General features: G+C 65.2%; 19 protein-coding genes. 15 read left to right on the top strand and 4 right to left on the bottom strand.

What is annotated here, in order from left to right; genetic code table 11:
• Positions 1-38: 38 nt before the first annotated feature.
• From K2W81_RS10720 to K2W81_RS10760, 9 genes are all read left to right on the top strand, one after another.
• Positions 39-251: a F0F1 ATP synthase subunit C gene (locus K2W81_RS10720; protein WP_010544368.1), complete on the top strand. Its 213-nt coding sequence runs from the start codon at positions 39-41 to the stop codon at positions 249-251.
• 15 nt (positions 252-266) lie between these two features.
• Positions 267-761 carry an ATPase gene (locus tag K2W81_RS10725; protein ID WP_294104125.1) on the top strand — a complete coding sequence of 165 codons (495 nt, stop codon included), beginning with the start codon at positions 267-269 and terminating at the stop codon, positions 759-761.
• On the top strand, positions 754-1,308 hold the full coding sequence (locus K2W81_RS10730; protein WP_294104126.1) for a hypothetical protein: 555 nt from the start codon (positions 754-756) through the stop codon (positions 1,306-1,308). The genes K2W81_RS10725 and K2W81_RS10730 overlap by 8 nt, the downstream gene beginning before the upstream one ends.
• Before the next feature lie 95 nt (positions 1,309-1,403).
• Complete coding sequence (locus K2W81_RS10735) at positions 1,404-1,721, top strand: hypothetical protein (protein ID WP_294104127.1); 318 nt, start codon at positions 1,404-1,406, stop codon at positions 1,719-1,721.
• Between the two features lie 292 nt (positions 1,722-2,013).
• The gene (uvrC, locus tag K2W81_RS10740; RefSeq protein ID WP_294104132.1) at positions 2,014-3,936 is read left to right on the top strand and encodes an excinuclease ABC subunit UvrC; all 1,923 of its coding nucleotides are present in this window, start codon (positions 2,014-2,016) and stop codon (positions 3,934-3,936) included.
• 58 nt (positions 3,937-3,994) lie between these two features.
• Positions 3,995-4,957, top strand: a complete 963-nt coding sequence (locus K2W81_RS10745; RefSeq protein ID WP_294104134.1) for a polysaccharide deacetylase — start codon at positions 3,995-3,997, stop codon at positions 4,955-4,957.
• Complete coding sequence (locus K2W81_RS10750; protein WP_294104136.1) at positions 4,954-5,859, top strand: GNAT family N-acetyltransferase; 906 nt, start codon at positions 4,954-4,956, stop codon at positions 5,857-5,859. The genes K2W81_RS10745 and K2W81_RS10750 overlap by 4 nt, the downstream gene beginning before the upstream one ends.
• A gap of 36 nt (positions 5,860-5,895) precedes the next feature.
• Positions 5,896-6,627 carry a DNA repair protein RecO gene (gene recO / locus K2W81_RS10755; protein ID WP_294104138.1) on the top strand — a complete coding sequence of 244 codons (732 nt, stop codon included), beginning with the start codon at positions 5,896-5,898 and terminating at the stop codon, positions 6,625-6,627.
• 28 nt (positions 6,628-6,655) lie between these two features.
• Positions 6,656-7,789 (top strand): glycosyltransferase family 2 protein, encoded by a 1,134-nt coding sequence (locus K2W81_RS10760; protein WP_294104139.1) that lies wholly within the window; start codon positions 6,656-6,658, stop codon positions 7,787-7,789.
• 64 nt (positions 7,790-7,853) lie between these two features.
• Here the strand turns inward: K2W81_RS10760 and K2W81_RS10765 are convergent, their stop codons facing one another.
• The 3 genes from K2W81_RS10765 to K2W81_RS10775 all read right to left on the bottom strand — a co-directional run bounded on the left by K2W81_RS10765 (position 7,854) and on the right by K2W81_RS10775 (position 9,869).
• Complete coding sequence (locus tag K2W81_RS10765; protein WP_294104141.1) at positions 7,854-8,051, bottom strand: helix-turn-helix transcriptional regulator; 198 nt, start codon at positions 8,049-8,051, stop codon at positions 7,854-7,856.
• A complete protein-coding gene (locus K2W81_RS10770) occupies positions 8,048-8,488 on the bottom strand; it encodes a hypothetical protein (protein WP_294104143.1) in 441 nt (146 codons plus the stop codon). Before K2W81_RS10770 ends, K2W81_RS10765 begins: the two co-directional genes overlap by 4 nt.
• 136 nt (positions 8,489-8,624) lie before the next feature.
• Positions 8,625-9,869, bottom strand: a complete 1,245-nt coding sequence (locus tag K2W81_RS10775) for a phospholipid carrier-dependent glycosyltransferase (RefSeq protein WP_294104145.1) — start codon at positions 9,867-9,869, stop codon at positions 8,625-8,627.
• 91 nt (positions 9,870-9,960) lie between these two features.
• On the opposite strand from K2W81_RS10775, the gene K2W81_RS10780 reads away from it, so the two are divergent.
• From K2W81_RS10780 to K2W81_RS10800, 5 genes are all read left to right on the top strand, one after another.
• A complete protein-coding gene (locus tag K2W81_RS10780) occupies positions 9,961-11,163 on the top strand; it encodes an aminotransferase class I/II-fold pyridoxal phosphate-dependent enzyme (RefSeq protein ID WP_294104147.1) in 1,203 nt (400 codons plus the stop codon).
• Between the two features lie 8 nt (positions 11,164-11,171).
• Positions 11,172-11,570, top strand: coding sequence for a Co2+/Mg2+ efflux protein ApaG (apaG, locus tag K2W81_RS10785; protein WP_294104179.1), 399 nt, complete (start codon positions 11,172-11,174; stop codon positions 11,568-11,570).
• 6 nt (positions 11,571-11,576) lie between these two features.
• Positions 11,577-12,368 carry a LysR family transcriptional regulator gene (locus tag K2W81_RS10790; protein WP_294104149.1) on the top strand — a complete coding sequence of 264 codons (792 nt, stop codon included), beginning with the start codon at positions 11,577-11,579 and terminating at the stop codon, positions 12,366-12,368.
• The gene (locus K2W81_RS10795; protein ID WP_366932237.1) at positions 12,365-12,895 is read left to right on the top strand and encodes a GNAT family protein; all 531 of its coding nucleotides are present in this window, start codon (positions 12,365-12,367) and stop codon (positions 12,893-12,895) included. The genes K2W81_RS10790 and K2W81_RS10795 overlap by 4 nt, the downstream gene beginning before the upstream one ends.
• Before the next feature lie 136 nt (positions 12,896-13,031).
• Positions 13,032-13,514, top strand: a complete 483-nt coding sequence (locus K2W81_RS10800) for a DUF2867 domain-containing protein (RefSeq protein WP_294104151.1) — start codon at positions 13,032-13,034, stop codon at positions 13,512-13,514.
• Positions 13,515-13,571: 57 nt separating this feature from the next.
• On the opposite strand, the gene K2W81_RS10805 is transcribed toward K2W81_RS10800, so the two are convergent.
• Positions 13,572-14,651 carry a hypothetical protein gene (locus K2W81_RS10805; protein WP_294104153.1) on the bottom strand — a complete coding sequence of 360 codons (1,080 nt, stop codon included), beginning with the start codon at positions 14,649-14,651 and terminating at the stop codon, positions 13,572-13,574.
• 165 nt (positions 14,652-14,816) lie between these two features.
• Between K2W81_RS10805 and K2W81_RS10810 the strand changes: the two genes are divergently transcribed.
• On the top strand, positions 14,817-15,281 hold the full coding sequence (locus K2W81_RS10810; protein WP_294104155.1) for a DUF417 family protein: 465 nt from the start codon (positions 14,817-14,819) through the stop codon (positions 15,279-15,281).
• Positions 15,282-15,395 lie beyond the last annotated feature (114 nt).

Below are 15,395 nucleotides of genomic sequence, written 5' to 3' on the forward strand. Positions count from 1 at the left end.
TACCCTAAGGAGTTTTCGACATGACTGATCTTGGTGCAATGTACATCGGTGCCGGCCTGGCAGCGATCGGTATCGGCCTCGCCGCGCTCGGCGTGGGCAATGTGTTCGGTTCGTTCCTTGAAGGCGCGCTGCGCAATCCGGGTGCGGCAGACGGCCAGCAGGGCCGGTTGTTCATCGGCTTTGCGGCGTCGGAACTGCTGGGCCTGATCGCGTTCGTCGTCGCGATCCTGATCCTCTTCGTCGTCAAGTAAGAAGGCTTACCCGCCATGCCGCAGCTATCCCAGATCGCGGAGATCTACGCATCGCAGCTGTTCTGGCTCGCGATCGTATTTGCCCTGATCTATTTCGGGATCGGCAAGTCGATGGTGCCCAAGATCGAGCGGACGATCGATGATCGTAACGCCCGCATCGACGGCGACATCGACGCGGCGGCGCGGGCGAAGGCCAATGCCGCTGAGCTCGAGACCAGCTATCAGGCCGGGCTCGACACCGCGCGCCACCAGGCGCAGGCGGCAATGGCCGATGCCAAGACGCGCGCAATGGCAGCAGCCGAATCGCGCACCAAGCAGGGCGATACCGATGCGCACGCGCGTATCGACGCGGCCATGGGGCAGATCGAGGTGGCACGCACCCGCGCGCTTGCCGAAGTTGAGGCGACCACGGCCGATGCCGTCGAGGCCATCGTCGCCAAGCTGTCGGGCGTGGCGGTTGATCGCGCGGCGATTGAAACTCACGTAAAGGCGGCGCTGGCGCATGGCTAATCACCCGACCGAAGGCCTGACAACGTCGACCGGCACTGTCGAACTGCACGCCGAGCCGTCGTTCCTCGGCGTAGGCGCGCCAGGCTTCGTCGCCCTGTCGATGCTGGTCGTGATCGGCATCATCCTGTGGGCGCGGGTGCCCGCGATGATCGGCAAGGCGCTCGATGCACGGATCGACACGATCCGGCGTCGGCTCGACGAAGCGAGTGCGCTGAAGACCGAGGCCGAAGCGCTGCTCGCCTCGGCCAAGGCTCAGACGGCTTCGAGTGCCGGTGACGCCGCTGCGATCATCGCGCAGGCTGAAACCGAAGCCAAGGCGATGCTCGCCAAGGCCGAAGCCGATGCAAGCGAGCTTGTCGCGCGCCGCACCAAAATGGCCGAGGACAAGATCGCCGCCGCTGAACGCGCCGCAATTGCCGATGTTCGCGCGGTCGCCGCACAGGCCGCCGCTGCCGCAGCCGGTGCCTTGATCGCCGAACGCCACGGCGCCGATGCTGATCGCGCGCTGATCGACCGCACGATTTCCGGGCTTTCGCGCCCGAATTGATGCGGCCCGGCGCAATTGCGCTAGCTTTGGTTCCCAAAATCGGGTGTGATCGTTGCGCGGTCGAGCATTGGCCGTGCCATGTTCCGAGGTTTTGTATGAAGCTTATCGCCCTTGCCGCGTCGCTGACGCTTGTCGCCACCCCCGCATTCGCTCAGACGGCGCCCGCGCCCGCGCCTGCTACCGCACCTACCGCCGCCGCCAAGTTCGGCGTCGACACGCCGATCGAAACGCTCGTCGCCGATGAAAAGGCCAAGGCTGTCCTGCAGGAGGTGCTCGGCGCCGACATCACGCAGAACCCCTTCTATGACCAGATCAAGGCAATGAGCTTCGCGCAGGTGCAACCGCTGTCGCAAGGTCAGATCACTGACGAAACGATGAAGAAGCTCGCCGAAGGCCTCGCTGCCATCAAGTGAGTTGCTGACGATTGAGCCGCGCGCCGACTCCGCTCCACGGCGGCGTCGGCGCGCGGCGTTTTTTTTGGACATCGGGTCGTCGGCGTTTACGAGCAGCTACCTTTTGCCTTCGTACACAAACCCGACCTTAACGATTTCCGCGCGCGCCGGGAAGTTGGGATCGCTGTTGGCGACATGGTCGGTCACCAGCAGGGCGCCACCGGGCCTGAGCCAAGCGAATAGCGTGCCCGCGACGCCCCCTCGGCCAGCGCGCGATGTTGCCGCGCCGCCTTCGCGCGCTTAAATCGCCCGGGTGCAGGACCCCAATTCGCCCGAACGTTTCAACGAAGAGAAAGCAACCTATGCGGTGCGCGGTGCCGATGCGCCCGATCTCGCGGGCGGCGTCGCGGCGATTCGCAATGTGCTCGCGACCTTGCCCGCCCGGCCGGGCGTGTACCGGATGCATGATGCGCGGGGCGATGTGCTCTATGTCGGCAAAGCGCGCGCGCTCAAGAATCGGGTGACCAATTACACGCAGGTCGACCGGCTCCCCAAGCGGCTCCAGCGGATGGTCGCGCTGACCCGGTCGATGACGATCGTGACGACCAACAACGAGGCCGAGGCGCTGCTGCTCGAGGCGCAGCTGATCAAGCGCTATCGTCCCGCCTATAATGTGCTGCTGCGCGACGACAAAAGCTTCCCCTTCATCCTGTTGCGCGCCGATCACGATTTTCCGCGCATCCAGAAGCATCGCGGCGCGCGGCGGGCGAAGGGGAATTACTATGGCCCGTTTGCGAGCGCGGGATCAGTCAACACCACGCTCAACGCGCTGCAAAAGCTGTTCCTGCTGCGGAGCTGCACCGACGGCTTCATGAAGCGCCGCGACCGACCGTGCTTGCTCTATCAGATCAAGCGTTGCTCGGCGCCGTGTGTCGGGCGGATTTCGCCTGAGGATTATGCCGAGCTGGTCGCCGATGCGAAGGCGTTCCTCGCGGGCAAATCGACCGAAGTGCAGGCCAAGCTAGGCGCGCAGATGCAGGCGGCAGCCGAGAATATGGACTTCGAACTCGCGGCAATCCTGCGCGATCGGCTGCGCGCGTTGACCTTCATTCAGGGGTCGCAGGCGATCAACGCCGATGGCGTCGGCGATGCCGATATCTTCGCGATGGCGAACCGCAACGGCGTGATCGGCATCCAGGCCTTCTTCATCCGCGGCGGCCAGAATTGGGGGCACCGCAGCTTCTTCCCGGCGCATACCGCTGACGTGCCCGAGGATGAAGTGCTCACCAGCTTTCTCGGCCAATTCTACGAAGAAGTGCCGCCGCCGCGCAGCGTGCTGCTCGACCGCGTCCTGCCCGAGGGCGAGCTGCTCGGCGAGGCGCTCGGCGAGCATGTCGGCCACAAGGTGAGCTTTTCGGTGCCGCTGCGCGGGGTGCGCCGCAAGCTGATCGATCAGGCCAAGCGTAACGCTGAGGAAGCGCTCGATCGGCGGCTGGCGGAGAGCACAACGCAGGCCAAGCTGCTGCGCGAGGTCGCCGAGCTGTTCGACCTTGCCGAGCCGCCCGATCGCATCGAAATCTATGACAACAGCCATATCCAGGGGACGAACGCGCTCGGCGCGATGGTCGTCGCGGGGCCGGAGGGTTTTCGCAAAAGCCAGTATCGCAAGTTCAACATCAAGCGCCCGGAGACGGTGGCGGGCGACGATTTCGGCATGATGCGCGAAGTGTTTCAGCGCCGTTTTGCGCGCGCGCAGGACGAGGACCCCGATCGCGATTCCGGTGACTGGCCCGATCTTGTCCTGATCGACGGCGGGCGCGGGCAGCTCAACGCCGTAAAGACCGCGCTCGAGGAACTCGGAATCGAGGATGTCTGCCTCGTCGGCATCGCCAAGGGGCCGCACCACGGCCGCGACGGGCGTGAGGTCTTCCACCTGATGGACGGGCGCGAATTCCAGCTGCCGGTCAACGCGCCGGTGCTGTTCTACCTCCAGCGGTTGCGTGACGAAGTCCACCGCTTCGCCATCGGTGCACATCGCGCCAAGCGCGCCAAGGCGATCGGCGCGAGTCCGCTTGACGATGTCCCCGGCATTGGTCCTGCGCGCAAGAAGGCGTTGCTGATGCATTTCGGCACCGCGCGGGCGGTGCGGGGTGCCAGTCTGGAGGATCTGCAAAAGGCGCCGGGCGTATCGGCAGCGGTCGCGCAGCAGCTTTATGACTTTTTCCACGCGCGCTGACTCGCCAGCGTCTCGGCAAGTTTGGGGAATTTTCATTCTCTGCGGCTAAGCCAAGCCCATGCCGACGCCCGTTTTCCTCACCGTCGATACCGAGATCGTCTGGCGTCACCATGTCGCAGGGCATGATCTGGCGACGCTGTACGAGCGGTCGTTCGAGCCGGCGGGCGTCGGCGTATCCTATCAACTGGCAACGCTGGCGCGGCACGGGCTGAAGGCCTGCTTCTTCATCGATCCGATGCCCGCGGTGATTTTCGGGCTCGATCCGATCAAGCGGATTGTCGATAAAGTCCTGAGCGCGGGGCAGGGCGTCCAATTGCATCTCCACCCAAATTGGACCGGCGCGGTCGTGGGCGACCGGGGCAGCAGCTATGCCAGGTTCCAGCTGGGCGAATTTCCGCGTGACGCGCAGCGTGACCTGATTGCGCAGGCGCGCGATCTGCTGATGGCCGCCGGGGCACCGGCACCGCTCGCGTTCCGCGCGGGCAGCTATGCGGCCAATGATGACACGCTGGTGGCGCTCGCCGAGCTGGGCTTTACCTATGATTCGAGCCACGACGGATCGAACCATCCCTGGCCGAGCAATATCGGCCTGCCGCCGCGTCAGATTGCGCCGGTCGAGCGGCTGGGCGTGATCGAAGTTCCAGTGACGGTGATTGAAGATAGCCCGGGCAAACTGCGCACCGTCCAGATTTGCGCGCTGTCGATCACCGAAATGCGCGCCGCGCTCGATCATGCGGCGGCGCAAGGGCATCAGGCAGTGACGATCGTCAACCACGGCTTCGAACTGGCTAATCGATCCGGGACGGCCCCTAACGCCGTCCATGTCCGCCGCTTCGATGCGCTCTGTGCGTTTCTTGACACGCATCGCGACCGGCTGCCGACGACGCATTTCAGGGACGTGCCGGACATTTCGCTTGAGCTGGGCCGCAGTGACCTGCCGCTCGCCGCCAGCGCGATGCGGCGACGCTGGCGCCAGGCCGAACAGCTCTGGTCAAATCTGGTGGCCGAGCGCGCGGCGTGAGCGCGACCAGACTGCCGCTGCGGTTTCAGGTCGGCGCGCGCACCTTGTTCGCGGTCGAACGGCGGCTGGTGCGCGTCGCGCTGTCGCTTGATGATGCGCTGGCGGCGCGGGTGCCGACACTGCCCGCGCTAGATCGCGACGCCGATGGCTATGCGATCACTTCGCTACCGATCGCGCAATTGGGGGCCGTGGCGGCGGGTGGGCTGATCGCCTTCGTGCGCCAGCGCTACACGCGCTATTTCATCGACCTGACCACGGGCTACGAAGCCTATCTGGCCGCGCTCAGCGCCGACACGCGATCGGGCATCAAGCGCAAGGCGAAGAAGCTCGCGCAGGCATCGGGCGGAGCGCTGGACGTGCGGCGGTTCCGCACTCCGGCGGAGATCGAGGCCTTTCACGCCGTCGCGCGCGATCTGTCGCGCAAGACCTATCAGGCCAAGCTGCTCGGCGGCGGCCTGCCCGAGGACGCGCGGTTCGTGCAGGCGATGCTCACGCTCGCCGCAGCCGATGCCGCGCGCGCATGGCTGCTCTATGTCGAGGAGCAGCCAGTCGCCTATCTCTACTGTCCGATCGAGCATGGCACGGTGCGCTACGACCATGTCGGTCACGATCCTGATTTTGCCGATGTGTCGCCGGGCAGCGTGCTGCAGATGGAAGCCATGCGCGATTTGTTCGCCGAGGGCTGTCACCGCCGTTTCGACTTCACCGAGGGGGAGGGCCAGCACAAGCGCCAGTTCGCGACCGATGGCGTCGCATGCGCCGACCTGCTGCTGCTGCGCCCGACGCTCGTCAATCGCGCGACGGTGGCGGCGCTCAGCGCCTTCGATGGCGGCATGGCGCAGGCCAAGCAGGCCGTGAATCGGCTGGGGCTGCACGCGATCGCCAAACGCATCCGTCGCTGATTTCCGCCCTGCGCCCGCGCGCGCTATAGCTGCCCCATGCACATTCGCGCCGAAGCCCTGATCCTCGCGGTGCGCGCGCATGGCGAGCATGGGGCGGTCGTCCGCGCGCTGACCGCCGAGCATGGCCTGCAACCCGGCTATGTGCGCGGCGGCCGCTCGACCCGGCTGCGGCCGGTGCTCCAGCCGGGCAATCTGGTCGTCGGCGACTGGCGCGCGCGCACCGACAGCCAACTCGGCGCGCTTACGGTTGAGCTGGTGCATAGCCGCGCGCCGCTGTTCGAGCGCCCGCTGCCCGCCGCCGCAATTGATTGGGTGAGCGCGCTGACGGCAGCGGCCTTGCCCGAAGCGCAGCCCTATCCGACCGTGTACGCGACTTTGGGGGCGATCCTCGACGCGGTTGAGGCGGCGCCCGCCGCGCGCGATTGGGCAGCGGCGCTGGTGCGTTACGAGCTGTTGCTGCTTGCTGAACTGGGTTTCGGCCTCGATCTCGGCCAGTGCGCCGCGACTGGCGCCACCGATGATCTCGCCTGGGTCAGCCCCAACAGCGGCGCGGCGGTCAGTGCGGCGGCGGGCGAAGCCTATCGCGACAGGCTACTGCCGCTGCCGGCATTCCTGCATCAAGGCGGGGTGGGCGACTGGCCGCAGATTCTCGACGGGCTGCGGCTGACCGGCCACTTCATCGCGCGCGATCTGTTGACCGGGCGCCCCGCCGACGCGCTCGCGGCGCGGGTGCGGCTCGTCGACCGGCTCAACAGGGCAGTTGCGTGACCGCGCACGGCTGGGCAAGGGAAGCGCGATGCTCCAGACGATGACCACCAGCGATCAGGCCGCCGCATTGCTCGACGTGGCGATCGTGATCCCGACCTTCAACGAAGCCGCCAATGTGCCCAAGCTCGTCGCCAAACTCGACGCGGCGCTGGCGGGCCTGGCGTGGGAAGCGATTTTTGTCGATGACGACAGCCCCGATGGCACCGCCGATGCCGCGCGGACGCTCGGGCGGGCCGACCGCCGGGTGCGGGTGATTCAGCGGATCGGGCGGCGCGGGCTATCCTCGGCGTGCATTGAGGGGATGTGCGCAACGGCGGCGCCGCTGGTCGCGGTGATCGACGGCGATTTGCAGCATGACGAGACACTGCTGCCGCAGATGCTCGCGACGTTCCGCGCCGACCAGAGCCTCGACGTCGCCATCGGCTCGCGCTTCGTCGCGGGCGGTGGGACCGGCGATTGGGACCGCGACCGCGTCGCCAAATCGGCGTTCGCCACCCGCCTGTCGCGCCGGGTGCTCAAGGCCGATCTCACCGATCCGATGAGCGGCTTTTTCATGATCCGCAGCGATGTCGTGCGCCGGATCGTGCCGGGACTGAACGCGATCGGCTTCAAGATCCTGCTCGACATCATGACCGCCAGCCCGCAGCCGCTGAAGTTCGTCGAGCTGCCCTATACGTTTCGCACGCGCGAGCTCGGCGAGAGCAAGCTCGACCATGTCGTCGCGATGGAATTCCTGATCGCGCTCTACGACCGGATGTTCGGGCGAATCGTGCCGGTGCGCTTTGCAATGTTCTCCGCCATCGGACTGATCGGCGTTGGCGTGCACATGTCGGTGCTGTTCCCGGTCGTGCGCCTCTGGGGTGAGGGCACCTTCCTCGCCGGCCAGATTCTGGCAGCGGTGACGGCAATGACCGCCAACTTCTTCCTCAACAATGCCCTCACCTATCGCGACCGGCGGCTGAAGGGCGCCAAGGCACTGCTCGACGGTTGGGTGTCATTCTGCGTGGTCTGTTCGGTGGGACTCGTCGCCAATATCGGCGTCGCGGGTTTCCTGCACGATGCGCGCGAGGGCGGCTGGGCAGTATCGGCACTGGTCGGGGTGCTGGTCGGCGCAGTGTGGAACTACGCGCTGTCGTCGCGGTTTGTTTGGGGGCGGTACTAGGCTATCCGCGTCGATGCGGGCGGGCGGGCAAGGATTGCAGCTTCACCCGGTCGCCCCGCCCACCTCATTCGCACTCATCTAAGCGAAACAATTCCTCGACGGGAAGTTGCAGCAACTGCGCGACCTTCAGCGCGAGGGACAGGCTGGGCTCGAACCGACCGCGCTCGATCGAATTGATTGTTTGGCGCGATACGTCGAGAAGATCGGCAAGGCCTTGCTGGGTAAGGCCGCGCTCGCCACGGATTGTCGGCAGGATTGTCAATATACCCATTTGCGCATCGCGATGAACCAGAAGATGACGTTCGCGCCGGCAAATAGGGCAATGGGCGCGAACGAGGGCATTGGCATGAGCAGAGAAGCAGTCGCCAGGACGCTCCAGATCGTCGATGCAGCGCACGCCGCAACCCCCGAAACTCCCAGCGTCCAGTTCTGGACACGGTTGAACATCTCGTCCTGGCGAATGCTGAAACGGTACCAAAGCCATGCCGTCACCACCGCCGCCACGACGCCAAGCAGGGCGAGAACCGCCGCGTACGGCGTGACGTCGAAGCCAAAGCGCGTGCTAACCGGTTTTGCGGCCATGCCGATCAGGATGCTAGCGACAGCATTGCTTGCGATAGTGGCGGTCGCGAGCAGTCGGGATGTTCGGTCAAGCGCGCTCCAACGAAACCAAACGCCGCCATGTGTAAATTCATACATCGCACACCTCCATGTCTCTGCATGGAAAGTATACGCGACACGTTAAAGGAAAGTATATTTTACATGCCGAGCAGTGGCGACCAGACGGGCAAGGGCAAAAAAATCGTCGCCAACACATCGGGCGACGCGACATCCCCTACCGCCAGCTTGCGAGCCACATCCAGCGCAGGAAGGCCTGGTCGCTGTCGAGCGGCGCGGCGGATATGATCGGGAAGAACCACGCAAACAGCGCGAAGGTCAGCACCAGTGCGGCTTCGCTGGCATATTTGAAGCGCGGCTCGGCATAGCGTTCGAGCGCGGCGGCGAGCGCAAGGCCGAGAAACACGCTCGGCAGGTAATAATAATAGAAAAAGCCGATCTTCTTGGGGATCAGCGCCCACATCCCATAGGAGCCCAGCCAGAGCAGCCCGATCGCGAGCATCGGTCGCACCCGGTCGCGCAATCCGGCGTAGAAACATGCCGCCACCGCGATCAAGCCGCCCCACATCACCGCGGGATTGCCGAGCATCAGGATGCCGCGCTGCACGCCGTCGACCGGCTCGTAGAGATACCACATCGGCCGCAGGTCGAGCGCCCAGCTCCACCACGGCGATTGATAGGGATGGACCGGCAGGGGCGCAGTCTGCTGTGCGAGAATGCGGAATTGATAGGGGATGAAGGTCGCGACCGTAAGCGGCTCATAACGGTAAAAGAAGGCGGGCATGAAGGTGAGAACATAGGTGGCGATGCTCACCACCCCCAAAATCGCGAGACCCGGCACCAGCCCGACACCCGCGAAATAGGTGCGGTCGCGGCGCGTCTTGAGCCAGATCATCGCGACTCCAGCAAAGGCCACAAACGGAATCGCGGTCCATTTCGCGCCGACCGCCAGCCCCAGCAGCACCGCCGCTGCAAGCAGCCAGCGCCGCGTACTCGCGGCGGGCGCGCGCGCGGCGGCAATCATCGCGACGATCGCCAGCAGCACGAATGCGGCCATAAAGCCATCGAGCATCGCGATCCGCGCCTGGATGTAAACGATGAAATTGAGCAGCACGAACACGGCGGCATAGAGCGCAGGGCGCACCCGGCCCAACAACTGCCACCCGATCGCGAACACGCTCATGATCACGACCGCGCCCGCGATCGTCGAGAAGAAGCGCCACCCGAAGCTATTGTCGCCGAACAACAGGATGCCACCCGCCATGATCGTCTTGGCAAGCAACGGGTGTTCGATGTTGTACGGGCCGTGAAGGCTGGCGATCGTGCGCGCGCCTTCGGCGTAATAGACTTCGTCGAACACTGGTTTTGCCGGGATCGCCAGATTGACCAAGAACAGCAATTCGGCAGCGATGCCGAGCGCCAAGGCAATCAGGAACGGGCGGGGGCGCGGCGAATCGGTCATCATCGCCCGCGCCTCTCTCATTTCGGTGCGCGCGGTTCAAGCACCCGCTGGCCATTGACGGGAGGGGCGCGGTCCCGGCAAACGGGCGGGGATGAAACGTCGTACTGGACAGTCCGAAGCCGCCCGCCACTGGCGCCCCGCCACGCAAGCCGTGCGCGGCGGCACCGCGCGCAGCGAATGGGGCGAAACGAGCGAGGCATTGTTCCTCACCTCGGGCTATGCCTATGACTGCGCGGGCGACGCCGCCGCGCGCTTCGCCGGCGACCAGGCTGGCATGACCTATTCGCGGCTGCAGAATCCGACGGTCGAAATGCTCGAGCATCGGATCGCGCTGCTCGAAGGCGCCGAGGCGTGCCGGACGATGGCGACCGGCATGGCGGCGATGACGGCGGCGCTGCTGTGCCAGCTCCAGACCGGCGACCATGTTGTCGCGGGGCGCGCGGCATTCGGATCGTGCCGCTGGCTGGTCGATACGCTGCTGCCCAAATTCGGGATCGAAACCACGACGGTCGACGCACGCGATCCGCAGGCGTTCATCGATGCGGCGCGGCCCAACACCAAAGTCTTCTTTTTCGAAACCCCCGCCAACCCGACGATGGACATCGTCGACCTGAAAGCGGTGTGCGACATCGCGCGGGCGCGGGGCATCACCACCGTGGTCGACAATGCCTTTGCGACGCCCGCGCTTCAGCGGCCGATGGCATTTGGCGCCGACGTCACGGCGTATAGCGCGACCAAGATGATGGACGGGCAGGGGCGTGTGCTCGCGGGCGCGGTGTGCGGGACGGCGGCGTTTATCAACGACGTGTTGCTGCCCTTTCACCGCAATACCGGGCCGACCTTGTCGCCGTTCAATGCGTGGGTGGTGCTGAAAGGGCTCGAAACGCTTGACCTGCGCATCCAGCGGCAGAGCGAGAATGCGGTCAAGGTCGGCCGCTTCCTCGAACCGCGTGTGCCGCGCATCCTCCATCCCGGCCTGCCGAGCCACCCGCAGCATAATCTGGCGATGAGCCAGATGAGCGCGTGCGGGCCGATCTTCGCCTTCGAAGTCGCCGACCGCGCGCAGGCGCACGGCCTGCTCGATGCGCTCGAACTGATCGACATCTCGAACAACATCGGCGATTCGCGCTCGCTGATGACGCACCCCGCCTCGACCACCCATTCGGGCGTCGCCGAGGAAAAGCGGCTCGAAATGGGCATCAACGAAGGCATGCTGCGGATCAATGTCGGGCTCGAAGACCCCGCCGATCTGATTGACGATCTGGATCGCGCGCTCGGCAAAGTCGGGCTATGATCGGCGCGATGAAATCGCTGTTTCCCAATGTCGCCGAGACGCAAGGCGTGATCGTGCGCGTGTCGGTGAGCTATCTGCCCGAGCAGAGCGAGCCACGTCGCGGCCGCTGGTTCTGGGCCTATCATGTGCGCATCGAGAATGAAGGCCCAGTCGCGGTCCAGCTACTGACGCGGCATTGGGTGATCACCGACGGTCGGGGTCTCCGCCATTCGGTCGAGGGCGAAGGTGTGGTCGGCGAACAGCCGCAAATCGCCCCCGGCGCGAGCTTCGATTATGTCTCGGGCTGCCCCTTGCAGACACCAACCGGCTCGATGCAGGGCAGCTATCACATGATCGGCGCCGATGGATCGGCGTTCGACGTCGACATCCCCAAATTCGCGCTGATTGCGCCTGCCGTCGCGAGCTGACGCCCGATGAAGCGCACGCATCTCCCGCTCAATGGTCTGCGCGTGCTCGACGCCGCCGCGCGCCACCTTAGCTTTACCCGCGCAGCCGACGAGCTGGCGGTGACCCCTGCCGCCGTCGGTCAGCAGATTCGCGCGCTTGAGGATACACTCGGCGTCGTGCTGTTCCGCCGCACCACCAAGGGGCTCGAACTGACGCCCGAGGCCGAGGCGGGGCTCGCCGCGTTACGCCACGGGCTGCTCCAGTTCGAGGAATCGGTGCGCGCGATGCAGGCCGGACAATCGAGCAAGTCGCTGACGATTGCAGCGCCGCGCGACCTGACCGAGAAGTGGTTGCTGCCGCGCCTCGCCGAAATCGCGCATCAGGACCGCGAGCTGCGGTTCGCGCTGGTCAATGCCGACGAAGTGATCGATTTCACCGAAGCCAATCTCGACCTCGCGATCCGCTGGGGCGAAGGGCCGGGCGAGCATGAGGGCGAATCGCTCGAATCCGAAGGCATGGTCACGGTCGAGCGGCCGGGTGGTGGCGCCGACACGCGCATTTCCTGGCCAGGGTGCCTCAATGACCCCGAAGTGTCGCTGGTCCGCGTGGGCGATGCCGGGTTGGCGCTCGACGCCGCAGCGGCCGGTATCGGCCGTGCGACGGTGCCCGAGCTGCTGGCGCGCGCCGACATCGTGTCGGGCCGCGTCACGGTGATCGGCGACCCCAAACCCTATCGGCTCGGCTATTGGCTGGTCGCCCCGCTGCCGCAGTGGCGGCAGAAGAAAGTCAAAGCGCTGGTGGAGGCGCTCTGCGCGTGAACGATCGGTTCGAAAGTGCGCGGCTGACGATGCGGCCACAATCGATCGACGATGCCGAGGCCCTGTTCGAGCCGTTGTCGGACATCGATCTGATGCGATATTGGTCGAGCGGACCGCATGAGACGGTCGAGCAGACGCGCATCTATCTGAGCGACCGGGTAGGCGACCCCAAATGGCGTGGCTGGACGATCGCGCCGAAAGGGGATGGCCGCGCGATCGGCACGCTCGGGGCAGGCGAAGTGCGTCCCGGCGTGGTCGAGATCGGCTATCTGCTCGCCCGGCCGCACTGGGGGCAAGGGCTGGCGCGCGAAGCGGTTACCCGGTTGCTCGATCTGCTGTTCGTCGAGGAGGGTTGGCGCCGCGCCTGCGCCGATACCGATCCTGCCAATGAAGCATCGAACAATCTGCTCCGGACACTCGGCTTCACGCTCGAGGGGCGCTTACGCGGCGAATGGGAAACGCATATCGGCGTGCGCGACAGCTTCATCTGGGGGCTGCTGCGCGAGGAATGGCCCGCGCAGCGCTGATCGTATCGATGTTGTTGACAGGGTTCCCAGTCGGATGTGGCGCTCTATTGTACGCGCTGAAACGTCAGAAGCATGAAAGGCAGATCGAGTCGTCGACAAGATCGTTAGTCCGTGCGCCATTCCACCGAGCAGTGCGTTGGACCGCGCGCTGATCGAACGCGCGTATTTCTGGGATTCCTATCGCGCGCGTTTGGCCCATCGGCCAGCGACGATGGTCGATATCTTCTTTGCCCTATTCGGCCACCATCCGGGCTGGATCAAAGCATTGCTGATCGTGCGAAACAAGGTTGCGGGCTGGGGCGGCCTTGAGGCGCCCACGGTGTCGGAAATCGCCGATCCCAGTCGCAAGACCCATTACGCTGTCGGCGACAAAATCGGGCCGTGGCCAATTTTCGTCCTGGCTGATGACGAACTCATTGCGGGCCGCGACAACAAGCATCTGGATTTCCGACTTTCGTTGCTGCGGGTCGATGATGGCGGCGCCCCAAGCGTTGTCGTTTCCACGATCTGCACGGTTCATAACCTGTTTGGAAGAATCTATCTGACCTTCATCATTCCCTTTCACAAATGGGGCGTGAAGCTGTTGATTCTGAGAGCAATATCCTCCGGTCGGCTCTAGTCGACCGGCGCGCCGGGCAGCGTTGGCGCGCGACGGAGGATCACGAACCGATCGCCGCTACCCAATCGTCAGCCGCTGCACCTCGGTGCCGATTGCATAGACGTGCCGCTTCTTGCCGTCGGCGACCACGCGGAACTTGTTGGCGGCGCGGGCGACGGGGGCGGGCGCGAATGTCTTGCCGCCGTCCTTGGTCTCGAACCCGCCAACCATCGTACCGACCCAGCCGCGTTGTTCGTCGATAAAGCCGATTCCGAACTGGCGCGCCTTGGCTTCCATCACCATCGGCAGCTCGGTCCAGCTCTTCCCGCCGTCGACGGTCTTGACGATCAACTGCTGCGCGCGGGCGGGATCATAGCTCTGGACGGTCGCATAGCCGACCTTGGCGTTCACGAACGACGCCTTCCAGATCAGCTCGGCGGCGCGGCCCGATTTATACACCGGCGTCCAGCTCTTGCCGCCGTCGACTGTACGCAGGATCAGCCCTTCGGTGCTCGCGGCATCGCGGCTGGTCGACGCGAAGATCAGCCCGGTCTGCTCGTCGAAGAATTTGATGTCGAGGATCATCCCGGCCTGCGCGGTCAGATCGCTGACCGACCAGCTCTTGCCACCGTCGGTCGAGCGCAGCAGTCCGGTCGGCCCGCCGACGCGCCCCGCCGCATGGACGACAACGCGCGGTTCGAGCTTGCCCTGATAGATGCGCTGCGTCTTCAGCACGTCGATCGCGCAGACGCCGACAATGGTCTTGCCGCCCAGCTCCGCCGGGGTCCAGGTGACGCCGCCATCGTCGGTGCGATAGAGCGGCGTGGTATCGGTGACACCCGGATAATAATCCGTGCCGACATTGCCGATGAAGCCGGTGTTCGCATCGACGAAGCCGAGCGCGCGGATGAATGTGCCGGGCTTGCTCGCGACCTTCGCCCAGCTCGCGCCGCCGTCGGTGGTGCGGAACAAATCGCCCTTGCCGGTGCCATACCAGCCGTGCAGCGGATCGGCGAAGCTGATGTCGTCGCGCTTGCCGGGATAGGCCTCGGTCGGGAGTTTCTCCCAGCCTGGTTCGGCGGTGCCGGCGCCGATCAAGGGCACAGCAGCGAGCGCCGCGCCCGCCGTCATCACGTCACGACGATTCAGTTGGATCACGACCTTCTCCTCCATGCACTGAAGGTGTGTTATTAACGCGCCACGGCAACGTCAATCTGGTGAGCGTGCGCAACCGACGACTGCGCGTGCCCTCTCGGCCCATGTAACCTTTGCCGCCGCCGTCGCGAAAGCCCGGGCAATCGTTTCGAAATCTGGGGGCTTGCCATGTCCAATCGTTATCCGGTGCCGTCCACCGACAGCGCCATCGCCGCGCTGCGCTGGGCGCTCGTTTTCATTTTCCTGTTCTTCGGCATCGCGAAATTCGCGCAGTACGAAGCCGAGGGCGTTGCGCGGATCGCCAGCCAATATCCGCTGTTTGCGTGGATGTACCCGCTCTGGGGGCCGCGCGTGGCGAGCAACGTGATCGGTACGATCGAACTCGCGACGGCCGCCGCGCTCGCGCTCGGCGCGTTCTCGCCGCGCATCAGCGTGATCGGCGGGCTGATGGGCATGGCGACGTTCCTCATCACGCTCAGCTTCACGCTTGGCGTGCCGCTGTGGGAGGAAGGCTATGGCTTCCCCTTTATCGGATCGCTCGCGCAATTCCTGTTCAAGGATGCCGGACTGCTCGCGGGCTGCTACGCGATTGCGGTGTTTTCGGCGCGCAAGGCAGGGTTGGCACGGGCCTAATCGTCAGGCGTCGATCGCATCCTCCTCGACCCGCGCCGCATTTTCCTGGATGAAGGTGAAGCGGTGGGCGGGGTTGGTGCCCATCAGCCGGTCGACGAGATCCTTCACCAGCGC

This window comes from Sphingomonas sp. (genome assembly GCF_019749955.1).
GTDB lineage: Bacteria > Pseudomonadota > Alphaproteobacteria > Sphingomonadales > Sphingomonadaceae > Sphingomonas.

Excerpts from the sequence above, each read along its gene's own strand:
- K2W81_RS10720 (WP_010544368.1), top strand. The coding sequence starts at position 39 with ATGTACATCGGTGCCGGCCTGGCAGCGATCGGTATCGGCCTCGCCGCG.
- K2W81_RS10725 (WP_294104125.1), top strand. The coding sequence starts at position 267 with ATGCCGCAGCTATCCCAGATCGCGGAGATCTACGCATCGCAGCTGTTC.
- K2W81_RS10730 (WP_294104126.1), top strand. The coding sequence starts at position 754 with ATGGCTAATCACCCGACCGAAGGCCTGACAACGTCGACCGGCACTGTC.
- K2W81_RS10735 (WP_294104127.1), top strand. The coding sequence starts at position 1,404 with ATGAAGCTTATCGCCCTTGCCGCGTCGCTGACGCTTGTCGCCACCCCC.
- K2W81_RS10745 (WP_294104134.1), top strand. The coding sequence starts at position 3,995 with ATGCCGACGCCCGTTTTCCTCACCGTCGATACCGAGATCGTCTGGCGT.
- recO (WP_294104138.1), top strand. The coding sequence starts at position 5,896 with ATGCACATTCGCGCCGAAGCCCTGATCCTCGCGGTGCGCGCGCATGGC.
- K2W81_RS10760 (WP_294104139.1), top strand. The coding sequence starts at position 6,656 with ATGCTCCAGACGATGACCACCAGCGATCAGGCCGCCGCATTGCTCGAC.
- K2W81_RS10770 (WP_294104143.1), bottom strand. The coding sequence starts at position 8,488 with ATGTATGAATTTACACATGGCGGCGTTTGGTTTCGTTGGAGCGCGCTT.
- K2W81_RS10775 (WP_294104145.1), bottom strand. The coding sequence starts at position 9,869 with ATGACCGATTCGCCGCGCCCCCGCCCGTTCCTGATTGCCTTGGCGCTC.
- K2W81_RS10780 (WP_294104147.1), top strand. The coding sequence starts at position 9,961 with ATGAAACGTCGTACTGGACAGTCCGAAGCCGCCCGCCACTGGCGCCCC.
- apaG (WP_294104179.1), top strand. The coding sequence starts at position 11,172 with ATGAAATCGCTGTTTCCCAATGTCGCCGAGACGCAAGGCGTGATCGTG.
- K2W81_RS10790 (WP_294104149.1), top strand. The coding sequence starts at position 11,577 with ATGAAGCGCACGCATCTCCCGCTCAATGGTCTGCGCGTGCTCGACGCC.
- K2W81_RS10810 (WP_294104155.1), top strand. The coding sequence starts at position 14,817 with ATGTCCAATCGTTATCCGGTGCCGTCCACCGACAGCGCCATCGCCGCG.